14 protein-coding genes and 2 pseudogenes are annotated in these 20,565 nt (G+C 45.8%); 14 read left to right on the top strand and 2 right to left on the bottom strand.

What is annotated here, in order from left to right; translation table 11 throughout:
• Positions 1–15: 15 nt before the first annotated feature.
• The 3 genes from ACZM6M_RS07700 (at position 16) to ACZM6M_RS07690 (ending at position 3,163) form a co-directional block, all read left to right on the top strand.
• A complete protein-coding gene (locus ACZM6M_RS07700) occupies positions 16–1,344 on the top strand; it encodes an ABC transporter substrate-binding protein (protein WP_418762728.1) in 1,329 nt (442 codons plus the stop codon).
• A gap of 94 nt (positions 1,345–1,438) precedes the next feature.
• Entirely contained in the window at positions 1,439–2,320 is an 882-nt protein-coding gene (locus tag ACZM6M_RS07695) for a carbohydrate ABC transporter permease (protein ID WP_418493787.1), read from the top strand.
• A 12-nt stretch (positions 2,321–2,332) separates the two neighbouring features.
• Positions 2,333–3,163 carry a carbohydrate ABC transporter permease gene (locus ACZM6M_RS07690; RefSeq protein ID WP_178274358.1) on the top strand — a complete coding sequence of 277 codons (831 nt, stop codon included), beginning with the start codon at positions 2,333–2,335 and terminating at the stop codon, positions 3,161–3,163.
• Position 3,164: 1 nt separating this feature from the next.
• Here the strand turns inward: ACZM6M_RS07690 and ACZM6M_RS07685 are convergent, their stop codons facing one another.
• Together ACZM6M_RS07685 and ACZM6M_RS07680 are read right to left on the bottom strand one after the other, a co-directional pair.
• Complete coding sequence (locus ACZM6M_RS07685; protein ID WP_178274357.1) at positions 3,165–4,709, bottom strand: response regulator; 1,545 nt, start codon at positions 4,707–4,709, stop codon at positions 3,165–3,167.
• Positions 4,706–6,493 (bottom strand): sensor histidine kinase, encoded by a 1,788-nt coding sequence (locus ACZM6M_RS07680; protein WP_418762730.1) that lies wholly within the window; start codon positions 6,491–6,493, stop codon positions 4,706–4,708. The genes ACZM6M_RS07685 and ACZM6M_RS07680 overlap by 4 nt, the downstream gene beginning before the upstream one ends.
• A gap of 436 nt (positions 6,494–6,929) precedes the next feature.
• Here ACZM6M_RS07680 and ACZM6M_RS07675 point away from each other — a divergent pair.
• The 11 genes and pseudogenes from ACZM6M_RS07675 to ACZM6M_RS07625 all read left to right on the top strand — a co-directional run.
• Positions 6,930–8,969 (top strand): annotated as a pseudogene (locus tag ACZM6M_RS07675) (alpha/beta hydrolase domain-containing protein); the annotation flags it as partial.
• Between the two features lie 750 nt (positions 8,970–9,719).
• Positions 9,720–11,921, top strand: a pseudogene (locus ACZM6M_RS07670) (glycoside hydrolase family 3 protein); the annotation flags it as partial.
• A 243-nt stretch (positions 11,922–12,164) separates the two neighbouring features.
• Complete coding sequence (locus ACZM6M_RS07665; RefSeq protein WP_337433346.1) at positions 12,165–12,389, top strand: hypothetical protein; 225 nt, start codon at positions 12,165–12,167, stop codon at positions 12,387–12,389.
• 220 nt (positions 12,390–12,609) lie between these two features.
• Entirely contained in the window at positions 12,610–13,635 is a 1,026-nt protein-coding gene (locus ACZM6M_RS07660) for a branched-chain amino acid aminotransferase (protein WP_337433344.1), read from the top strand.
• A gap of 67 nt (positions 13,636–13,702) precedes the next feature.
• On the top strand, positions 13,703–14,122 hold the full coding sequence (locus tag ACZM6M_RS07655; protein ID WP_337433343.1) for a protease complex subunit PrcB family protein: 420 nt from the start codon (positions 13,703–13,705) through the stop codon (positions 14,120–14,122).
• Positions 14,123–14,350: 228 nt separating this feature from the next.
• A complete protein-coding gene (gene cysE, locus ACZM6M_RS07650) occupies positions 14,351–15,043 on the top strand; it encodes a serine O-acetyltransferase (RefSeq protein ID WP_337433342.1) in 693 nt (230 codons plus the stop codon).
• Entirely contained in the window at positions 15,040–15,903 is an 864-nt protein-coding gene (locus ACZM6M_RS07645; protein WP_066544757.1) for a tRNA 2-thiocytidine biosynthesis TtcA family protein, read from the top strand. Before cysE ends, ACZM6M_RS07645 begins: the two co-directional genes overlap by 4 nt.
• Before the next feature lie 70 nt (positions 15,904–15,973).
• Positions 15,974–17,578: a DUF3794 and LysM peptidoglycan-binding domain-containing protein gene (locus tag ACZM6M_RS07640; RefSeq protein WP_066545286.1), complete on the top strand. Its 1,605-nt coding sequence runs from the start codon at positions 15,974–15,976 to the stop codon at positions 17,576–17,578.
• A gap of 206 nt (positions 17,579–17,784) precedes the next feature.
• Positions 17,785–19,071, top strand: coding sequence for a nickel-dependent lactate racemase (larA, locus tag ACZM6M_RS07635; protein ID WP_418926629.1), 1,287 nt, complete (start codon positions 17,785–17,787; stop codon positions 19,069–19,071).
• A 1-nt stretch (position 19,072) separates the two neighbouring features.
• Entirely contained in the window at positions 19,073–19,384 is a 312-nt protein-coding gene (locus ACZM6M_RS07630; RefSeq protein WP_066544754.1) for a UxaA family hydrolase, read from the top strand.
• A complete protein-coding gene (locus ACZM6M_RS07625; RefSeq protein WP_066544753.1) occupies positions 19,381–20,562 on the top strand; it encodes a UxaA family hydrolase in 1,182 nt (393 codons plus the stop codon). The genes ACZM6M_RS07630 and ACZM6M_RS07625 overlap by 4 nt, the downstream gene beginning before the upstream one ends.
• Positions 20,563–20,565: the final 3 nt, after the last annotated feature.

Below are 20,565 nucleotides of genomic sequence, written 5' to 3'. Positions count from 1 at the left end.
AAAGAGGAGGATATGATGAGACACAATAAGTTATGGAAAAAAGCAATGGCACTTACCTGTGCAGCGGCATGTGCTGCAACAACTCTGGCAGGCTGCGGCAGCTCTACACAGGCTGAAAAGCCTTCTGAAAAAACAGAGGCTCAGGGGGAGAGCGGCGCTGCAGAGGGACAGACAGAGATTACATTTACCGTATGGGATTATGAGACAACCGACTACTGGAAAAAACTGGTAGAGGCATTTGAGGCAGAAAATCCAGATATTAAGGTAAAGGTAATGGATATCGGGGCTACTGATTACGATACAAAGATTCCTGTACTGCTTTCTTCCGGTGATACATCTGATGTTATTACTATTAAGAGTATGAACATTTACAACAGTCTGGTGGAGAAAAATCAGCTGATGCCTCTGGATGATAAGGTGAAGGAGAGCGGCGTTGATATGGCTCCTTATCAGGGATCGGATGAAGGAATCCGCATCGATGACAAGCTGTACGGCCTTCCATTCCGTAATGACTACTATCTGCTGTATTACAACAAGACTCTGTTCGATCAGGCGGGTGTTGAGTATCCAAAGAACGATATGACCTGGGATGAGTACAGAGAGCTTGCAAAGAAGATGACCAGCGGAGAAGGAAATGATAAGATTTACGGTGGATACTGCCATACATGGCCGGGTTCCTTATATCGTTGGGGCTTAAGCGAAGAACACAGTATGGCTGACGGTGAGTACAGCTTCTTAAAGCCTGTTTATGAATTATTCCTCGGCATGCAGAATGAGGATATGTCCGCTATGGATTACGGTACATTAAAGACAGGAAACGTTCACTACAGCGGCCCGTTCTACAAGGAGCAGGTAGCAATGGAGTTAATGGGAACATGGTTTGCAAATATGATCATCAACACCAAGAACAAGGGTGAGACCTCTGTTGAATGGGGCGCTGTAAGAGCACCGCACTTTGAGGGCCAGGAGCCTGGTACAGCTGTCAGCAACCCAACTCCGATCGCAATCAACAAGAATGCAGCTCATCCGGAAGAGGCATGGAGATTTGTAGAGTTTATGTGTACAGAGCCGGGTGCCAATATTCTGGCAGGTCTGGGAACGTTGCCAGCATACCAGAACGAAAAGACAATCGATACTCTGGTAAATGTTGAGGGAATGCCGGAAGGCTTCCGTGAAGCGATCGCTGCAGATAATTTTGTACTGGAATGCCAGATGATCCCTCAGGCAGGCGCTCTGGAGCAGATTATTGCAGAAGAGCATGACCTGATCATGCTGGGAGCAAATTCCATTGATGATGGTCTGGCAAATATGGCAAAGCGTGTAAATGATCTGTTAAGTAAATAAGAAGCAGACTGAAAAAAAGTCCTCTGGATCTTTGATTCGGAGGACTTTGAACCATCAGAGAAAAGAAGGAGGAGCTGTTTTACAGCGCGCAGATATGTCAAAACGAAAAGTAAAAAATATAATTACTGCCTATACATTTCTTTTGCCAAATTTTGTGGGATTTCTGCTGTTTACGCTGATCCCCATCGTATGCTCCATGGGGCTCAGCTTTATGGAATGGGATTCTGCAAATCCGATGAAATTTGTAGGGCTTGCTAATTTTGCCAAGCTTTTAGAGGATGAAACATTTAGTATTTCCCTGAAAAATACCATCTATTATTCTGTATTTACAGTACCGCTTACCATGGCAGCAGCTCTGGGGCTTGCTCTGATCTTAAACCAGAAGCTGAAGGGCATCAACATGTTCAGAACCGTATTTTTCTTCCCTCATGTAGCGTCTCTGGTAGCGGTGGCAGTTGTATGGAATCTGCTGTTTCATCCAACCCTTGGCCCGATTAACAATATTCTGCGTGCAATGGGAGTTGCAAATCCTCCAGGATGGACTTCTACGATTGATTGGGCAATGCCGGTTATCATTATTGTAAGTATATGGAAAAGTATGGGATACTATATGATTCTGTATTTATCCGGTTTGCAGGCGATTCCAAGAGAGCTTTATGAGGCAGCAAAGGTAGACGGCGCCAATACATTTCAGCGGTTCAGAAATATCACGCTGCCTATGCTGACACCGACTACGTTTTTCGTAAGCATTATGCTGACCATTGCCTGCTTTAAGGTCTTTGACCTGATTTCCGTCATGACGAACGGCGGACCGGGACGTGCAACCAACGTACTTGTATACCATATTTACAACACAGCATTTATTAATTATGAGTTTGGATATGCAAGCGCAATTTCCATGGTTCTGTTTGCAATCGTACTTGTTATTACTGTGGTCCAGTTCAGAGCTGAGAAAAAATGGGTTAGCTATATGTAAAAGGAGGAAAAAATGAAAACATCAAGAATCAATATAAAGACCATATGTCTGTATGGACTCCTTGTACTTTTAAGCATCACCATTCTGCTTCCGTTTTTATGGATGGTATCCTCATCATTAAAAACCAGCCAGGAAGTGTTCTCTGTTCCCATGAAGTGGCTGCCCGAAGAACCGGTATGGGAGAATTTCCGGGAGATCTGGACAAAGATTCCGCTGCTTATGTTTTTTAAAAATAGTTTTAAGCTGGCAATTATTATTACGGTTCTTCAGGTATTAACCAGCAGCTTTGCAGCCTATCCGTTTGCAAAAATGAAGTTTCCGGGAAAAGATATTATATTTTTGGGCTACATTGCTACGATCGCCGTTCCGTGGCAGGTGTACATGGTGCCTCAGTTTATCATGATCCGTAAAATGCAGCTGGCAGACACCCATCTGTCCCTGATCCTCATGCAGGCCTTTACTGCATTTGGCGTGTTCCTTATGAGACAGTCCTATCTTTCCATTCCAAATGAGCTTTCAGAGGCTGCCCGCATAGATGGTCTGAGCGAGTTTGGAATTTACAGCAGGATTATGCTGCCTCTGTCCAAATCTGCGATTGCAACACTGATTATTTTCAGCTTTGTAAACGTATGGAACGATTACATGGGTCCCATGATTTACTTAAATTCAACCGAACTGAAAACCATTCAGCTGGGTCTTCGTATGTTCATCACACAGTATTCTGCAGACTATAACCTGATTATGGCAGCGGCTCTGATTTCTCTGATTCCGGTGGGAGCATTATTCTTAAGTATGCAGCGTTTCTTTATCGAAGGCGTGGCAACCAGCGGCCTGAAGGGATGATTCAGTTTCTTGCAATAAATTCACTGGGAGTCATCTGAGTAATTTTTTTAAATACCTTGCTGAAATAGTAGGGATCATCATATCCAAGCATACTGGAAACTTCATAGATCCGGTTATTATCCTTTAGAAGAAGCGATTTCGCTTCTTCTATTTTTACTTCTGCCACATAATCGGAAAAGGACTGGTGCGTCACCTTTTTAAAGATCCTGCTTAAATAGCTGGGAGTAATTTCCAGAACAGTGGCCACTTCATTAAGAGATAATTTCTGAAACCGGTTCTCGAAAATGTATTCCCTGGCTTTTTTTACTTTGTAGCGGTAAATCTCAGTCATATACTGATGACTGTAGTGGTCGATTCCCTGAGTCAGATGGAGAAGCCAGGACACAAGCTCCTGGTTTTTCATTTGGTCAAACTGGGAGAGGGAGGTATATTCCCTGCCGAACCATTGGATAAAAAAATCCCGGATTTTTGAGTCAAATCCATACAGACGGGAGATCAGAAGAAAGCAGATCTGTCTGGCGTCCTCCGGCTTTGCGATGCTCTGAGACAGAAATTTCTGAATCTGCAGCATAAGGTTTTCAGCTTCTTCAAAGAACGTACTTTCCGTATTCAGAAGTTCCAGCTGATGCTTCAGTGAATCTGCGTTTAAAAAGTCCGTATAAAAATGGATGGAGGTATCAATGCCGCTGACCTGGAAAGAGAGGCTTTCCATCGCTTCTTCCCTTGCAGCGGCAAGATGCATGATATTGCGATGGGGCGCGCTGATTCCTATGGTAAGCTGTCGGTTCAGATAACGGCGGACGCTGTTTAGGATGGACTGGCATTTCTTTTTTAGAATATCCTGATCCATCCCGTCGCGGTATTCCACATACAGAATCGTCGTATTTGGATTCAAATGGTGTGCGCAAAGGTCTGCACGTTCCGGAAACTGTTCCATACAGATATTATCAAGGTAATTCTGCGGAAGATCTCCCGATCCGGCGGGCACGGCTTCAGAATCCTTCAGACTGAAGCATAAAATACGGTAAAAGCAGTTGTCATTCAGAGCAAAATTTTCCGGCAGCTGTTTGGCAAACAGGCTTTTGTCTGCGTTCATCTGAAGCATTTCTTTAATGAAATTTCGTTTAAAATCTTCTGAGTGAGACGGCGGCTGCAGACGTTTGGGGCGCTTTGAAAGCATTTTCTGAGCAGACTGAATCAGGGAAACGAGTTCATTTTCCTCCAGATTCAGCTTGATCAGATAGTCAATGGCGCCTAAGCGCATGGCAGAGCGGACCAGTTCAAAATCATTATAGGCACTGAGGATAATGAAAAGAGGAGGATCCGGTTCCAAAAGAGCTTTTTCAATCATCTGCAGTCCGTCCATCTGCGGCATTTTAATATCAGTAAATACAATATCCGGGTGGTACCGGCGGATTTTCTCCAGTCCCTCTGCTCCATTAGAGGCCTGGTCTGCAAGACTGCAGTTTAATCGCTCCCATGGAATCAGGCTTTCAAGACCGCGGCGGATTAAAGCCTCATCGTCCACGATTAAGATTGAGGTCATAAAGAAGTGCTCCTTTCATATGGAATGCAGATCAGAACGTCAGTATAGGCTCCGGGTTTGCTGCTGATGGAAATACCATACTCCTGTCCATAGGTCATTTTGATCCGCTGGTTAATATTGCTGATGCCGATTCCGTTTAATCCGCGGCGGTTCTGCGAGCTTTCCTCAGGATTTAAAAGTTGTTCGATCTGTTCCGGGGTCATGCCGATACCGTTATCGACAATGTGGATATAGATACTTTTATCTTGCTGGTTTAAGTAAATATCAATGGTTCCGGAGCCGTCGCCTTTTGGTTCAATCCCATGGAAAATAGCATTTTCTACAATAGGCTGGAACAGAAATTTTAAAATCAGGGCCTGTGTGATTTCCGGATCTCCGATATGATACCGGACATTTAACCGTCCGTCGTACCGGATATCCTGGATCAGTACATAATCATCCAGGAGGGACATTTCTTCATAGATAGAAATTTTATCAGAACCCTTGGAAATATTCTGCAGAAGACGCCCAAGAGCTGCCGTCATATCCCGGATGGTATCTGCGTGCTGCAGGGAAGCCATCCATTTGATCGTATTTAAGGTATTGTAAAGAAAATGCGGATTGATCTGGTTTTGAAGGACGCGGAATTCAAGCTCTTTTTTTATTTCAGATTCTTGTTTTTGAGCCTCCATCAGTTCCCTGATTTCGCGCTCCATTTTGTTGATGGAGTCTGCAATGGTCTGAAATTCATCATTATTTTTCAGAGTCAGTGAGCCCGTAAAATCGCCCTTTGAAACATTTTTAATATAGGAGCTGATGGTATTGATCGGGCGGGTCAGTATGCGGTGCAGGTACATGGTAAGGCAGAGTACCAGCGCAGCGGAAATTACGATTAATGTGGCAGAGAATCGTAAAATCTCAGATTTTTCGCTGAGAAAAGAGAGAAGGGGAGTTTCCTGAACTGCAATGATATTGCTGTCTGGTATTCGGTAATAGTGGGCGATTAAAGGCGTGTGGCTGCGGTTTGCAGTAATATGCCCGATGGAGTCCTGGGTGTTTAAAATCTCACGGATCATAGAATCCTGAGACATATCAGCGCCGATCATGGAGAAATCCGTATGGCCGATGCACTGGCCGGACGGATTGATCAGGTAGATATTCTGATTATTAGAGCCGTTTACCAGATTTTTGGAATACATATCATTGCAAAAGGCAATGATACACCAGCCGATGGGAGCACCGGTCAGATCATTGTAGATACGGCTGCTGACTGGAAAAACATAGGTATCCTTCGCATAAATATCTTTGCTGAGAACCAGCTGGTCTGCTTTGCTGTGATTATAGGTTTCCGCCCATCTGGCATCTTTGATCGCGTCCTGATCCATAAGGGAACGGACATTTCCGATCTGAAAAGATTCCCCATTATCTTCTATGATAAGAATTTTAAAAATATTGTTTTCGATATTTGCATTGATTGCATATTCCGTGGCATAAGAACTGAACTGGATGATATCCAGCTGCTTTTCATATTTTTCAGAGTAGTTAGCAGTGAGTATTTCCTGCAGCTTTCTGTTATAAGTGATCCATCCGAGGAGCTGGTCGGAGATTTCCATCTGCCGTCTGATATCGTAGCTGGTATAGCGGAGCCGGTCAATACTGGCTGATTCGATGTCCTTGGTGATCCGTACATCAAGGAAATGCTGATAAAAAACAGATATGGAAACCAGAGGAAGAAGACCAATGGTAAGCAGAGAAATCAGAAGTTTCATTTTAAAACTGTGAACAGAAAGGGGAAAATGTTTCATGTGTCGCTCCAATGTGAGTAATAGTACTGATTTACAGCATAATTATACAAAATAAGTGTACCATAATTTGGGAAGAGTGTCAAAAAATGAAGAAAAATAATCCAAATGTGGGAAGTAAATTTGATGGAATAGAATGAATGCTTTAAAAACAAAGGGATAAAGGGGAAAAGTTATAACATAAATCTATAATTTATTTTTTTGAAATATACAAAAATAGATAAAGTGTACATATATAGAAAGAAAATAAAAGAAAAAAGAAAACAAATTGCACAAATAAGATAAAATTATACTATAAATATTAAAAAAATACCATTTTAATAAAAAACAAACCTTTATATAATTTTAATAGATGTTAACATTTTGTTAAAAATCAAAATGTTTTCTGCCTGAGCGCGCATGGCAGAAAATAGGGGAGAATAAGGAAAGGAGAAAAAACATGAAAAAGAAAATGAAACCGATCATGGCGGCGGTCCTGGCTGCTTCTATGACCGGCTCCAGTCTTTCCGCCGGAGTTGGCGTTATACCCGGGGGTGGGGGCATGACAAATGTCAGCGAAGTTTATGGTGCAGAATTAACAGATGATGAAGCGGGGGATGAACGTTCCGATCTGGAAGATGAAAAAGAGGATTCCCTAGAAGAAAACGGTTCAGATCAGCCAGAAGAAGTAGAAACCGAGGAGGAAGCTGAGTCAGAAGAAGCAGAAACTAAGGAGGAAACAGAGCCGGAAGAAACAGAAACGGAAGAAGAGTCTGAATCGGAAGCAGAAACCGAGGAGGGAGCCGAGTCGAAGGAAGAAGAAACAGAAGAAGAATCTGAGTCGGAAGAGGCAGAAACTGAGGAGGAAGCTGAGACAGAAGAAGCAGAAACGGAAGAAGAGCCTGAATCAGAAAAAGCAGAAATTGAGGAAGAAAAAGAGACCGCTTCTGCCGTACAGATTCCAGAGAGAGTAGCGACTCCCAGCCAGATTACATTGGCTACGCCCAGTGAACCTAAAAAAGCAACGGACAGTAATGCGCTTCGCAATGAATCTCTCAGCAAGGATATGCTGGATCTGGTAGTTGAGATGCATAACGATACTCCGTCGGTTAAGGAAATTCCTGAAACTTCTGACAGTTTTATGTATCTGAGCCAGAAAGACGGAAGAACGAAGCAGAATATTGGTTTCACAGATAAATACAACTACAAAGAAACAGAATATTTCCTCAGCGGAAATACACGGGTATACGATTTAAAGGACGACCATAAGGTTACAACCGCAACCGGAAGCAATGCATCCAGAAGCAATGCGTCTAGACCGGACAAGCAGGACTATACCAATCGTGTATTTGTGTATATGCCGGAAGATCCTGCCGATTTTAACGGAGTTGTATTTGTAGATATTCTGAATGCCAGCAGCAAGGTGGATCTGCCGGATATCTGGCGCAGAAGCTATGACTACTTTATGAGAAATGGATATGCCTATGTGGGCATTACTTCAAAGTACTGCAATGTAGAATCCTTAAAACGTTTTGATGCCAAACGGTATGAAAACCTTAAATGGGGAGATAAGGGACTGAATGAAAAAGACCGCAACGGATTGTTCTGGGATATGCTGGGACAGTTGGGCGTAATGCTGAAAACTCCGGATAGTGAACTTTTAGGCGGAGAGACAGCAGACAAAGTATTCCTTATGGGACAGTCTCAATCCGGTTTTTATGTGAACACCTATGTGAACTGCTTTGGTCAGGCCAATGCAGTTGGTATGGATTATGATAAAGATACGGGTGACGGAAATCCGGTTTTTGATGGTTTTGTCAATGTAGTGGGCGCATACGCAGATACAGATTTAAGCAGTCACGGCGCATCCAGAAGTTTCCCGACTCCTTATGATTCTCCTGTACCCTACATTCTGTTAGAGGGAGAAAATGATTATTCCAGTTGTGTTAAGTCAAATCCGGATTACATAAAAGAGGATGGGGATGAACCGGGCGTAGATATGTATCGTCATTATGTGGTAGCAGGCGGCGCCCATTCTTCAAAGATTTTCCCACCAGATATGACGGATGAGATACAGATTCAGGCAGGACGTCCCGCCGGCAATTATCCGCCGATGAAGATGGATGCGGAGACAGACCGTCCGAATGCGAATACAGACCTGAATATGGATTCTTATGTGAATTCTGTCTTTGCAAATCTGATTGAGTGGGTAGATGGCTCAGATATGCCGGAAGGTTTTACGGTAGAGGATGTTAACCTGGATTCCAGGGATGCATACGGAAATCTGACAGAAGGTATTGTACCACCTCAGATTTCGGTTCCGGTTGCCAAATATTACGGAGGCGTTAATGGAAAAACTTCTACAGACGGCGGATCAATGGTATATCTGTCTCAGGAGGAATTAAAGGAATTATATACTGATTATGAGGACTACAGAAGTCAGTATGAAAGTTCTCTGGATGAGGCGATTGCAGAAGGATATCTGATTGAAGAAGAGCGGGATCGTATGATGTCCATCGCTGAAAACCAGCCTGTTTTGGGACATCGTCCGGCGTGGTTTAAAGACATTGAAACCTCCATGCAGACAAAGCCGATTCTGAAGAAGCTTAAGGAAGAAAAGAAAGACGGGTATACGGAGATTACATATCGGGCAGAAGGAAAGGCCAATATTTATGGCGTTCTTCTGGAGGATATTCCTTATATCAGAAAGCCGCTTCAGGGATACTCCAACTATATCCGCGTATGCATTCCGGATGACTATAAGGGTCAGGCAGTAATCGGGCCGATGTTTGAGAACGATTCAGAATTTGATGTAACCAAACTGAAGGCTAAGGGAATTGCGTATATTGGTATCACCGCAGATGCAAAGGCTGCTGAAAAGAAAGGATGCAGCTGGAAAGTATTGGATAAAGAGAAGGATCCAACCAGAGAAGAGGATGGCCTTCTTTGGGATATCATAAGCCAGACAGCAGAAGCAGCGGAAGATCTTCTGGGAGAAAGACCATCCAAGCTGTATCTGGGAATTAAGAAGGCTGATAATGCATGTGCATATACCTATATCAATGTATTTAATCATTTTAATGGATACAAGATCAGCGGAGCCGGCGTAGATGGAATTTACGAATTAACAGAACCGAATAAACTGATGAAGTTAAACAGCCTGGATTCCACTTATCCGACCGCAACGGACAATACAGTATCCGCATGGTATGACAGCCTTGTATATAAGGAAAATGATAATGGACCTACAATCGGAGCTACTGTGAAGAGTATCATAGAATCGGACGGTTCCTACTTCAAGGATTCCAATGGAAACGGACAGCTGGATGTATATGAGGACTGGCGCGAAACACCGGAAGCACGTGCGAAGGATCTGGTAGAAAAGATGACAATCAGGGAAAAGGCCGGAATGATGGTTATCAATTCCCGCGGTATGGGTATCTACAGTAAGGATCCTGATAAAGAAACAGGGCTTTTAGATGAAACCTCAAATACAGACGATATGTCTTCTGAAATTTTCGGCGTATCACGCACACTGGGAACAACAGAGGCTATTGTAGATTGGGGACTGCGTCACTTTATTCTTCGTCAGAATCCGGAACCGGAAGATATGGCTTCCTGGATGAACCAGATGAATCTGGTGGCAGAAAAAACAGGTTTAGGTATTCCTGTTGTTATGGCTTCCAACTCCAGAAATGAAAACGGACAGATGACCTTTGGAATGAATGATGCGTCCGGTGTATTCTCTACATGGCCGGGAACGCTCGGACTGGCTGCTGCTGTAATTGGTGATATTGCCAATGGCGGAGATGCAGGCCTGATCAGCCGTTTTGCAGAGATTGCCAGAAGCGAGTGGGATGCCTGCGGTCTGAAAAAGGGCTATATGTATATGGCAGATACGATGACAGACCCAAGATGGCAGAGAACGTATGGAACCTTTGGTGAGAGTCCGGAACTGATCAGCGATATTATTGGACGGCTGGTAGAAGGCTTCCAGGGCGGAACGGAAGGTGTGGAAGAAAACGGAGTTGGCCTTACTGTAAAGCACTTCCCGGGCGGAGGCGCCAGAGAAAACGGATTTGATCCGCATTATTCACAGGGCCAGTGGAATGTATACCAGACAGAGGGAAGCCTGGAAAAATATCATCTCCCAGCCTTTATCAAAGCAGTAGAAAATAATGTTTCATCAATTATGCCGTATTATGCAAAACCTGCAGCTCAGAAGAGTGAACCGCAGTATGATTTAAACGGTGATCCAATTGAGATGGTTCCGGTTGGATTTGCGTTTAATAAGGTATTTATCAATGGTCTTTTAAGAGATCAGATTGGTCATGAAGGATATGTAAACAGCGACAGCGGAATTACCGGAAATATGGCATGGGGTGTAGAAGAACTGGATGTTCCGGAAAGAAATGCACTTGCTGTTAATGCCGGAACAGACATTATCAGTGATACGAACGATGTCAACTCAATTGTAGAAGCATGGAACAGAGGACCTGACGGACCTAAATCTGATTACTATCAGACAGAGAAACCGGTACCGGATGGTTATACGGTAGATGATGTGACGCTGACAACGGCTGATCTGGATCAGTCCAACGAGCGTCTCTTAAAAGAAATGTTTGAGTTGGGTCTGTTTGAGAATCCGTACCGCGATCCTGAGGAAGCAAAGGCAGTTGTAGATAATGAAAGCAATTGGGATGAGGCATATGAGGCACATCAGAAGTCAGTTGTTCTTTTGAAGGACAATGAAGGAGTTCTGCCTCTGACTGAAGATAAGCTTGAGGGCAAAAAGGTATTTATTCAGTACTTTGGACAGGAAAAGTCTGCCGAAACAACCTCTGAGCTTCGCAAAAGCCTTGCGGCAGGCGGATATAATCTTACATTAACCAATAATTATAATGATGCAGATTATGCACTGCTTTTTGTAAACCCGTCTTCTGGAAATTATTTTTCAGCAACGAAGGGATATCTTGAACTGGATATATGTACGAATAAGACAGTCCATGATGTAGATGAGCAGGGACGTCCGATTGAAGCAACGCATGAGGAATCTACGATTGAAAATGCTCAGGAAATTCAGGCGATTTCAGAAGCTGTAAGAGCAAATGGAGGAAAGGTTATTACAAATGTAAACTTTACGCTTGCCTGGATGCTTGGCAATGTAGAGCCATATTCAGATGTTGTCCTTGCCGGTTTTGATACACTTACATCTGCAACTATGGATGTTATTACAGGTGCATATGAACCGACCGGAAAGATGCCGATTACTCTTCCGAGAAATGATAGTGTAATTGAAGTAAATGCAGACGGCGTTTGCATTTCTCCTAACGATGTTCCCGGATATGCAAAGGATCAGTATATGCCGGAATCTATGAAGGATGAGAATGGAAAGGCATACGCATACAGAGACAGTGACGGCAATTATTATGAATTGGGATTTGGTCTTTCCTATGGCGGAAGTGACGATGGAAACAGCAATGGAAATCATGGAGGAAGCTCTGATGGTTCCAGTTCCGGTTCAGCTTCCGGCGGAAGAGTGTATACTTCTGCAGAAAATACCGCAGGAACATGGCACAGAGACGATAAAGGCTGGTGGTTTGAGTATCCTGATGGAACATGGCCTGCTGGAGAATGGAAACAGCTGGTTTGGAATAATGTAATCAGTTGGTACTATTTTAAGGAAGATGGTTACATGGCTACTGGTTGGTTCCGTGATGGAGATTATCTGTTCTATCTTCACCCGTATTCTGACGGAACACAGGGATATATGTACACCGGCTGGCATCAGATCGACGGAAAGTGGTACTACTTTAACGAAGCATCAGATGGAACCAAGGGCCGTTTAATGACAGATACCTATATAGATGGATGGTATGTGGACAAAGATGGCGTATGGGACGGAAAAAGCCAGAAATAAATATGAATACCTGAAGTGTAATACTGCATAACAGGTGAGACAGCTGAGAGGGAATCTTCGGGCCAGATGGTGGCTTTGAGGATTCCCTCATTTTGACAGGAGTTATACCTCCCATATCCGAATGATATACCCGGCTGTCCGTTTTTCCGTTGATTTTCTAATTCAATAAGTCTATAATGGCTGTAAAATAATTCCGCGGACAGGAATGGAGGAAATAAAGATGGAAAAGAAGAATCTGGATTGGGGCAATATCGGTTTTAGCTATATGCCCGCAGATATGCGATATGTGGCAGATTATAAGAATGGAGCATGGGGAGAAGGCAGACTGACTGCGGACTCTAATGTAGTGCTCAATGAATGTGCAGGTATCCTGCAGTACTGCCAGGAGTGCTTTGAGGGATTAAAGGCATATACCACAGAGGACGGCAGCATCGTTACCTTCCGTCCGGACTTAAATGCAGAGCGTATGATGGATTCTGCCAGCCGTCTGGAAATGCCGGTATTTCCAAAGGAGCGTTTTTTAGAGGCTCTGGATCAGGTGGTAAAGGCAAATGCAGCCTGGGTTCCGCCTTATGGCAGCGGAGCGACGCTTTATATCCGCCCGTATATGTTTGCTTCCGGCCCGGTGATTGGCGTTAAGCCATCAGATGAATATCAGTTCAGAATGTTTGTGACGCCTGTGGGCCCTTATTTTAAGGGCGGAGCGAAGCCGATCACGATCTGCGTCAGCGATTTTGACCGTGCGGCTCCTCATGGAACCGGTCATGTAAAGGCTGGATTAAATTACGCTATGAGCCTTCATGCCCATGAAACGGCTCATGCCAATGGATTTGATGAAAATATGTTCCTGGATCCGGCCACCAGAACGTATGTGGAGGAAACCGGCGGAGCCAATTTCATCTTTATTACAAAGGACGGAGAGGTTGTTACGCCCAAGTCCGACTCCATTCTCCCATCTATTACAAGGCGTTCTCTCATGTATGTGGCAGAGCATTATCTGGGCTTAAAGGTAACACAGAGGCCTGTAAAGCTGGAGGAATTAAAGGATTTTGCAGAATGTGGTCTCTGCGGTACAGCGGCTGTGATCTCACCTGTAGGAAAGATAAATGACCACGGCAGGGAAATCTGCTTCCCAAGCGGTATGGAGGAGATGGGCCCAGTTACAAAGAAGCTGTATGATACGCTGACCGGTATCCAGATGGGACGCATTAAGGCGCCTGAGGGCTGGATTCGTAAAATAATGTAAGGGTCTCAGACAGGCCTCCCGGAATATACTGATAACAGATGGTATATTCCGGGAGGTTTTTGCAGCTATGAAACGAGTTTTAAGGATCCTTTGGATAATGGGAGTGATTTTTTCTCTTGCCGCAGGGCTTGCAGGCTGTTCCGTTTCAAAGGAAAACAGGGATAAGGTGCGGGATCTGGAATTTCAGACTGCCCCCTCAGAGGAACTGCCCCAAGAGCTTTCAAAGCTGATTTCAGAGAAAGTGTCCCAGCCATTTAAGCTGACCTATACGGACGATAAGAACCTGTACATAGCAGTGGGATATGGGGCTCAGCCGACAGGGGGGTACAGTATCAGCATAAGAGAACTTTATCTGACGGAAAATTCCATTGTTCTGGCGACGGAGCTGATGGGGCCGGAAAAGGGGGAAGATCCGGGCACGGAGCAGTCCTTCCCCTACATTGTACTGCGGACAGAGCTTTTAGAGGAGCCGGTTATTTTTAAGTAGTAGAAAGAAAAGGCGGGTTTCCGCACGCTGCACTGCATTCTGGCGTCTGTGTTCAGGACTCCGGTTTTCTAATGGCCTTCAAAGTCGTCCTGAACTCCAGATGCCAGCGTGCACTGTAACGTGCGGAAACGCAAGAAAATCCTTTTTTTCGCCGGGATCATATGCTATACTACATCAAAATGCGTTATGAATCAAAATGGACGCATTTGGGAAAGGTTGGTAGCAGAAATGATCTTAAAGGATATTTGGCTGGATATAAAGGCAGTGCAGGAGCGGGATCCGGCGGCCCGCAGTGCGTTTGAGGTTCTTTTGCTGTATCAGGGCATCCATGCTTTGATCTGGCATCGGTTTGCCCACTGGTTTTACCAGCATAAAATGTTTTTTATTGCCAGGCTTATTTCACAGATAGCCCGTTTCTTTACGCTGATCGAGATCCATCCGGGCGCTACGCTGGGACGCGGGATTCTGATCGACCACGGAAGCGGTGTGGTCATCGGAGAGACGGCAGTGGTGGGAGATAACTGCACTATTTACCAGGGAGTCACGCTGGGCGGCGTGGGAACTAAAAAGGGAAAACGTCATCCAACTCTTGGAAATAACGTTATGGTAGGCGCAGGAGCTAAGATTTTAGGCGCCTTTGAGGTGGGAGACAACTGTTCTATTGCCGCCAATGCGGTGCTTTTAAAGCCCTTGGAGGACAATGTAACAGCCGTGGGAATTCCGGCCCGTCCCATAAAAAAGGACGGCGTTACCCTGCCGAAAAAGCGGGAAACTATGACGTTAGAGGAATACGAGCAGATGAAGAACCAGATCCGGATGATGACTCAGGAGATTACGCAGCTGAAGGAAACGGTAAAGCTTCTTTCAGAGAAATCCGTATCCGGAAATGAGAAAACAGAAGGAGAAAGCACACAGGGATGAAGCAGGAAGCCCCTTACGTTAATATAGAACGGAGTATTATAAAAGAATACAGAAAAACCATCTGGAGGCCCTTTGTAAAGGGGCTTCAGGAATATGAGATGATTCAGGACGGGGACCGGGTGGCTGTGTGCATTTCCGGAGGAAAGGACTCCATGCTGCTTGCCAAGTGCCTGCAGCAGTTAAAGCGCCAGAGTGATACGAAGTTTGAACTGGAATTTATTGTGATGGATCCGGGATATCAGCCGGAAAACAGGAAGCTCATTGAGGAAAATGCAGCTCTTATGAATATCCCTGTGCGGATCTTTGACTCGGATATTTTTGATATTGTGGTGGATGTGGATCAGTCCCCCTGTTACCTCTGCGCCAGAATGCGGAGGGGTTACCTCTATTCCCATGCAAAGGAGCTGGGCTGCAATAAGATCGCACTGGGACACCATTTTGATGATGTGATCGAAACCATTCTTATGGGGATCCTTTACGGCGGCCAGATCAATACCATGATGCCAAAGCTTCACAGCACCAACTTTTCAGGTATGGAGCTCATACGGCCTTTGTATTTTGTAAAGGAAGAGGATATTTTGGCCTGGAGGGACAGCAACCACCTTCATTTCCTCCAATGTGCCTGCCGGTTTACGGAGCAGATCGCAAAAGAACGGGCGGCTGCCGGGGAAGCGGTGAACGGTGGTGATATTGTCCATACTTCCAAGCGCCAGGAGATGAAGGAGCTTATCGCAAGGCTTAGGAAAAACAGCCCCTTTATTGATGCGAATATCATGAAAAGTGTGGAAAATATCAATCTGGACGCTTGTTTGGGCTATGTTCAGAAGGGTGTGCGGCACCATTTTTTGGAAACTTATTGAGAGTTATATTTAACCTGCCATTTGCATAGATTCTTTTTATAAGAGACTATGAGGGATGGCAGGTGTTTTTATGGAGCTTATAAAGAAACAGATACATATGAACCAGTGGAAAGGAAATGTGGCTACTCAGATCACCCTGGATGATGATTTTATTGTGCCTGACACCATGGACGATATGGAGCAGGTTATGCTGGATAATGGAGAGATCCAGGCGGAGCAGGTAAAGCCTATGGGGGATAAGGTAAATGTAAAGGGACGTCTGGAATTTCAGGTTCTGTACCGCAGGGAGGGGGGCGGACTGCAGACGCTGGGAGGCAGCATTCCTTTTGAGGAGATGATCAATGTTCCCCAGTTAGAGGATAAGGATACAGTGAGTCTGTCCTGGACGCTGGATGACCTGAATACCAATATGATCCATTCCCGAAAACTGGGAGTTCAGGCGATCGTTACCCTTCAAGTGCGGATTGAGGCATCAAAAGATACAGAAGCTGCTGTGGATGTAAAGCAGGGGGGGACGGATACAGAGGCCTATACAGGGGCTGCGGAGAATCATGGGGAAATGCCGGTTGAAACCCTAAAGCGCCGGAGGACGGCGGCATCTATGGCAGTATGCAGAAAGGATACCTATCGGATTCGGGAGGCAGTAGGGCTTACAGGCGGAAAGCCGGGGATCGGCCGCCTTTTATGGAAAGAAATGAAGCTGCGGGCTGTATCGGTAAAGCCTCTTGACGGCACTCTGCATCTGGAAGGGGAGCTCACGGTATTTGTGATCTATGAAGCGGAGGATGATACAATGCCTGTGCAGTGGCTGGAGGAAACGATCCCGTTTTCAGGAGAAATGGAGGCAGAGGGAGTAAAGGAGGATCAGATCCCCATGATTACGGTCCGGCTTTCCCATCGGGAGATCGAGGCAAAACCGGATTATGACGGAGAGATGCGGGAACTGGAGATTGACGGGGTTCTTGAGCTGGATATCCGTCTGTATGAGGAGCTGGAAACAGAGCTTTTAAGCGATGTATATTCCAACAGCCGGGAATTGACGCCGGAGCGTAGGGAAACGGTGTTTGACCGGATCCTTACACGAAATGTATGCCGTTCCAGAATCGGAGAAAAAGTGAAGCTTCCCCAGGGAGAGCGGATTTTACAGATCTGTCATCACAGCGGAACCATAAAACTGGATGAGGTAGAACCGGGAGAGGACTGCTTAAAGATAGAGGGGGTTTTGGAGGTGACACTTCTTTATCTTACCAGTGATGACCAGGCTCCGGTTCAGCCGGCAGTAGAGCAGATTCCCTTTAAATGTACGGCAGAGGCCAGAGGGATCCGGGAAGACAGCGTATACCAGCTGGATGCGGGGCTGGAACAGCTCACAGCCGTGATGATGGGCGGAGATATGGTGGAAATTAAGGCTGTGGCAGTGCTGGACTTCCTGGTTCTGCAGCCTGTAAAGGAACAGGTGATCACAGGTATCTCTTCCGGCCCTCTGGATTTAAAGAAGCTTCAGGAGCTGCCGGGAATTGCGGGATACATTGTTCAGCCCGGTGACAGTCTCTGGATGATCGCTAAAAAATTCCATACGACCATCAGCCACATCATATCAGCCAATGAACTGGCGGACGAGGAGATTAAGGCCGGGCAGAGGCTTCTTCTGGTAAAAGAGGTGGCAAGGGGATAAAAAAGGAAACAGACTGTTCATGGAAAAGTAATTCTATGGAGGGTCTGTTTTTTATGACAGTCATATGTGTAAAAATATCAAAAAAAGTTGAAAACAAAATAAAATATTGGAAAATATTGACATTAAGCTGCAGATGTAATAGAATGAAAAAGTAGACAGTCGACAATTTAAAAAGATGGATTAAAATTCAGGGAAGGTGATGAAGTTTGAAGACTATTAAGATTCCATATTACACTTCCAGTCTAGATCTCCATGTGGATGAAAAAAATCTGGAGGCGGTGATCACGGCCCGCACAGATGAATACGAGGCGGGAAAGAGTGAGGAGGAGCTGGTAAAGGAGGCGCTGGAGCATCCCATCGGAACACCCAGGCTCAGTGAACTGGTAAAGGGAAAGAACCGGATCGTGCTTGTTACCTCAGACCACACCAGGGCCGTACCAAGTAAACTGACTCTGCCTTTGCTTCTGGCAGAGATCCGCAAAGGAAATCCGGACGCAGATATTACGATTCTGATCGCTACCGGCCTTCACCGTCCTACCACAGAGGCAGAGCAGCGCAGGATGTTTGGCGATTCGATCGTAGACCATGAGAAGATTGCGGTAAATAAGGCATTTGAGCCGGATGATTTTGCCTATGTGACCGGTCTTCCCTCCGGAGCGGAGCTGTGGGTAAACAAACTGGCCTTAGACTGCGATCTGCTGATTACGGAAGGATTTATTGAGCCGCATTTCTTTGCCGGCTTTTCAGGAGGACGAAAGAGTATCCTGCCGGGTATCTGCAATGCGGCAACCGTAAATGAAAACCATTCCTACAAGGCTATTTCCAGTCCCTATGCTGCTACAGGCGTTTTGGAGCACAATCCCATCCATGAGGATATGGTGTATGCGGCCAGAGCAGTGAATGTTCAGTTTATCTTAAATGTAGCATTAAATGGGGAGAAAAAGGTAATTGCAGCCTTTGCAGGAGATCTGGAAAAGGCTCATGAAAAAGGCGTGGAGTTTGTCCGCGGTCTGGCTCAGTGTCCGGGCATGACGGGAGATATCGTTATTACCTCAAACGGCGGTTATCCTCTGGATCAGAACCTGTATCAGAGTCCCAAGGCAGTGGCCACAGCAGAGGCCTGCTGTAAAGACGGCGGAGTTATCATCATGTGTGCCTCCTGCTTTGACGGTATGGGCGGCACTCATTTTGAAAAGTTGATCGTTCAGGGAACGGTGGATGAAATTGATGCTTATCTGTCAAAGATTCCTCCCAGAGAGACGATCCCGGAGCAGTGGTGTGCACAGATCTATTCCAGGATCTTAAAGAAGCATAAGGTGATTCTTGTGACCACCTATCTGGATCATGAGATGGTACGCAAAGCCAATATGATCCCGGCCTCTTCGCCGGATGAGGCTCTTGAAATGGCCTATGAGATGATGGGACGGGACGCAAGGGTGATTGTTATTCCCGATGGCGTGGCAGTGCTGGCAGTAAAGGAACAGGAGGACTAAGATGGAGCTTAAGCTGGCGTTAAAGGTAGACGATCTGGACAATGTAGCTACCATTTTTGCCGATGATATCACAGACGGCACGGTGGTAGAGGTCCGGGATAAAAAGGGGCAGAAGGAAGAAATCTGCGTCCATGGGGATGTTCCCTACGGTCACAAGATCGCAGTGACGGACATTCCGAAGGGAGCTCATATTATGAAATATGGAGAATCCATTGGAGCGGCGAGCACGGATATCAAAAAGGGTGATTATGTCCATGTGCATAACCTGGATGCATTAAGAGGCAGAGGCGATCTGGAGGAGGTGGAGCAATGAGCGAATATACATTTCAGGGATATCGGAGAGCCAATGGAAAGGTTGGCGCCCGCAATCTGGTAGCTGTGATCCCCAGCGTTATCTGTGCTAATGACGTAGGCCAGGCAATCTGCCGTCAGGTGCAGGGAACCATCGGATATTTTCATCATCAGGGCTGCTGCCAGCTTCCCATTGACTTAAAGAGAGTGACGGACACCCTTTCCAATCTGGGACAGAGCCCCAATGTGGGAGCGGCGCTGATCGTCAGCCTGGGCTGTGAGGGAACAGACCACGAGCGGATGGTGGAAGAAATACGGGCAGCCGGAAAACCGGTAGAGATTATCCGGATCCAGGAGCTGGGAGGAACCTCCAGGGCAATCCAGGCCGGAATTGATGCGGCTCAGAGACTGGTTCAGGAGATTTCCGGACTGCAGAGGGAAACGGTTGATATTTCTGAGGTAGTCATGGCAATTAAATGCGGTGCTTCCGATACTACCTCCGGTATGGCTTCCAACTGCGTGATCGGTTATGTGGCAGATAAGCTGGTAGACCTGGGAGCAACTGTGGTATTTGGGGAAACCACAGAATTCTTAGGCGGCGAGCACATTCTTGCTAAACGGGCAGTAGGCGGAGAAAACGGCCCCATAGGCCAGAAAATCTATGAAATCGTAGATCGGATGGAGAAACGGGCTAAATCCGTAGGAGAGGATATGAGAGGCGGTCAGCCTACACCGGGCAATATTGCAGGAGGACTTTCCAGTATTGAGGAAAAGAGCCTGGGAGCGATCGTAAAATCCGGCCATCGGCCGATCCAGGGAGTTTTAGAATATTGTGACCGGGTAGACGGACAGAAGGGGCTGTGGATCAAGGATGCTCCGGGACGGGAACCGGAGATTCTGACCGGAATGGCGGCCACGGGAGCGCAGTTTATGATGTTCTCCACGGGAAGAGGAGCACCTCAGGGCTTTCCGTCCATGCCTGTAATCAAGATCTGCGGCAATCCTCATACATATGAGCGGATGCAGCACGATATGGATCTGAATGCAGGACGGATCATTCAGGGGGAAAAGACGATCGAGGAGGTAGGAGAAGAGGCCTTCCGTCTGATGCTGGATGTTCTTTCAGGAAAAATGACAAAGAACGAGGCACTGGGCTATTACGGATCCATGGATATTTTCTGCCTGGGTCCTGTAATCTGATAT

Source organism: Enterocloster sp. (assembly GCF_057861365.1).
Note: the sequence above shows the minus strand (reverse complement) of the source record. Positions and strands in the feature narration are given on the sequence as shown.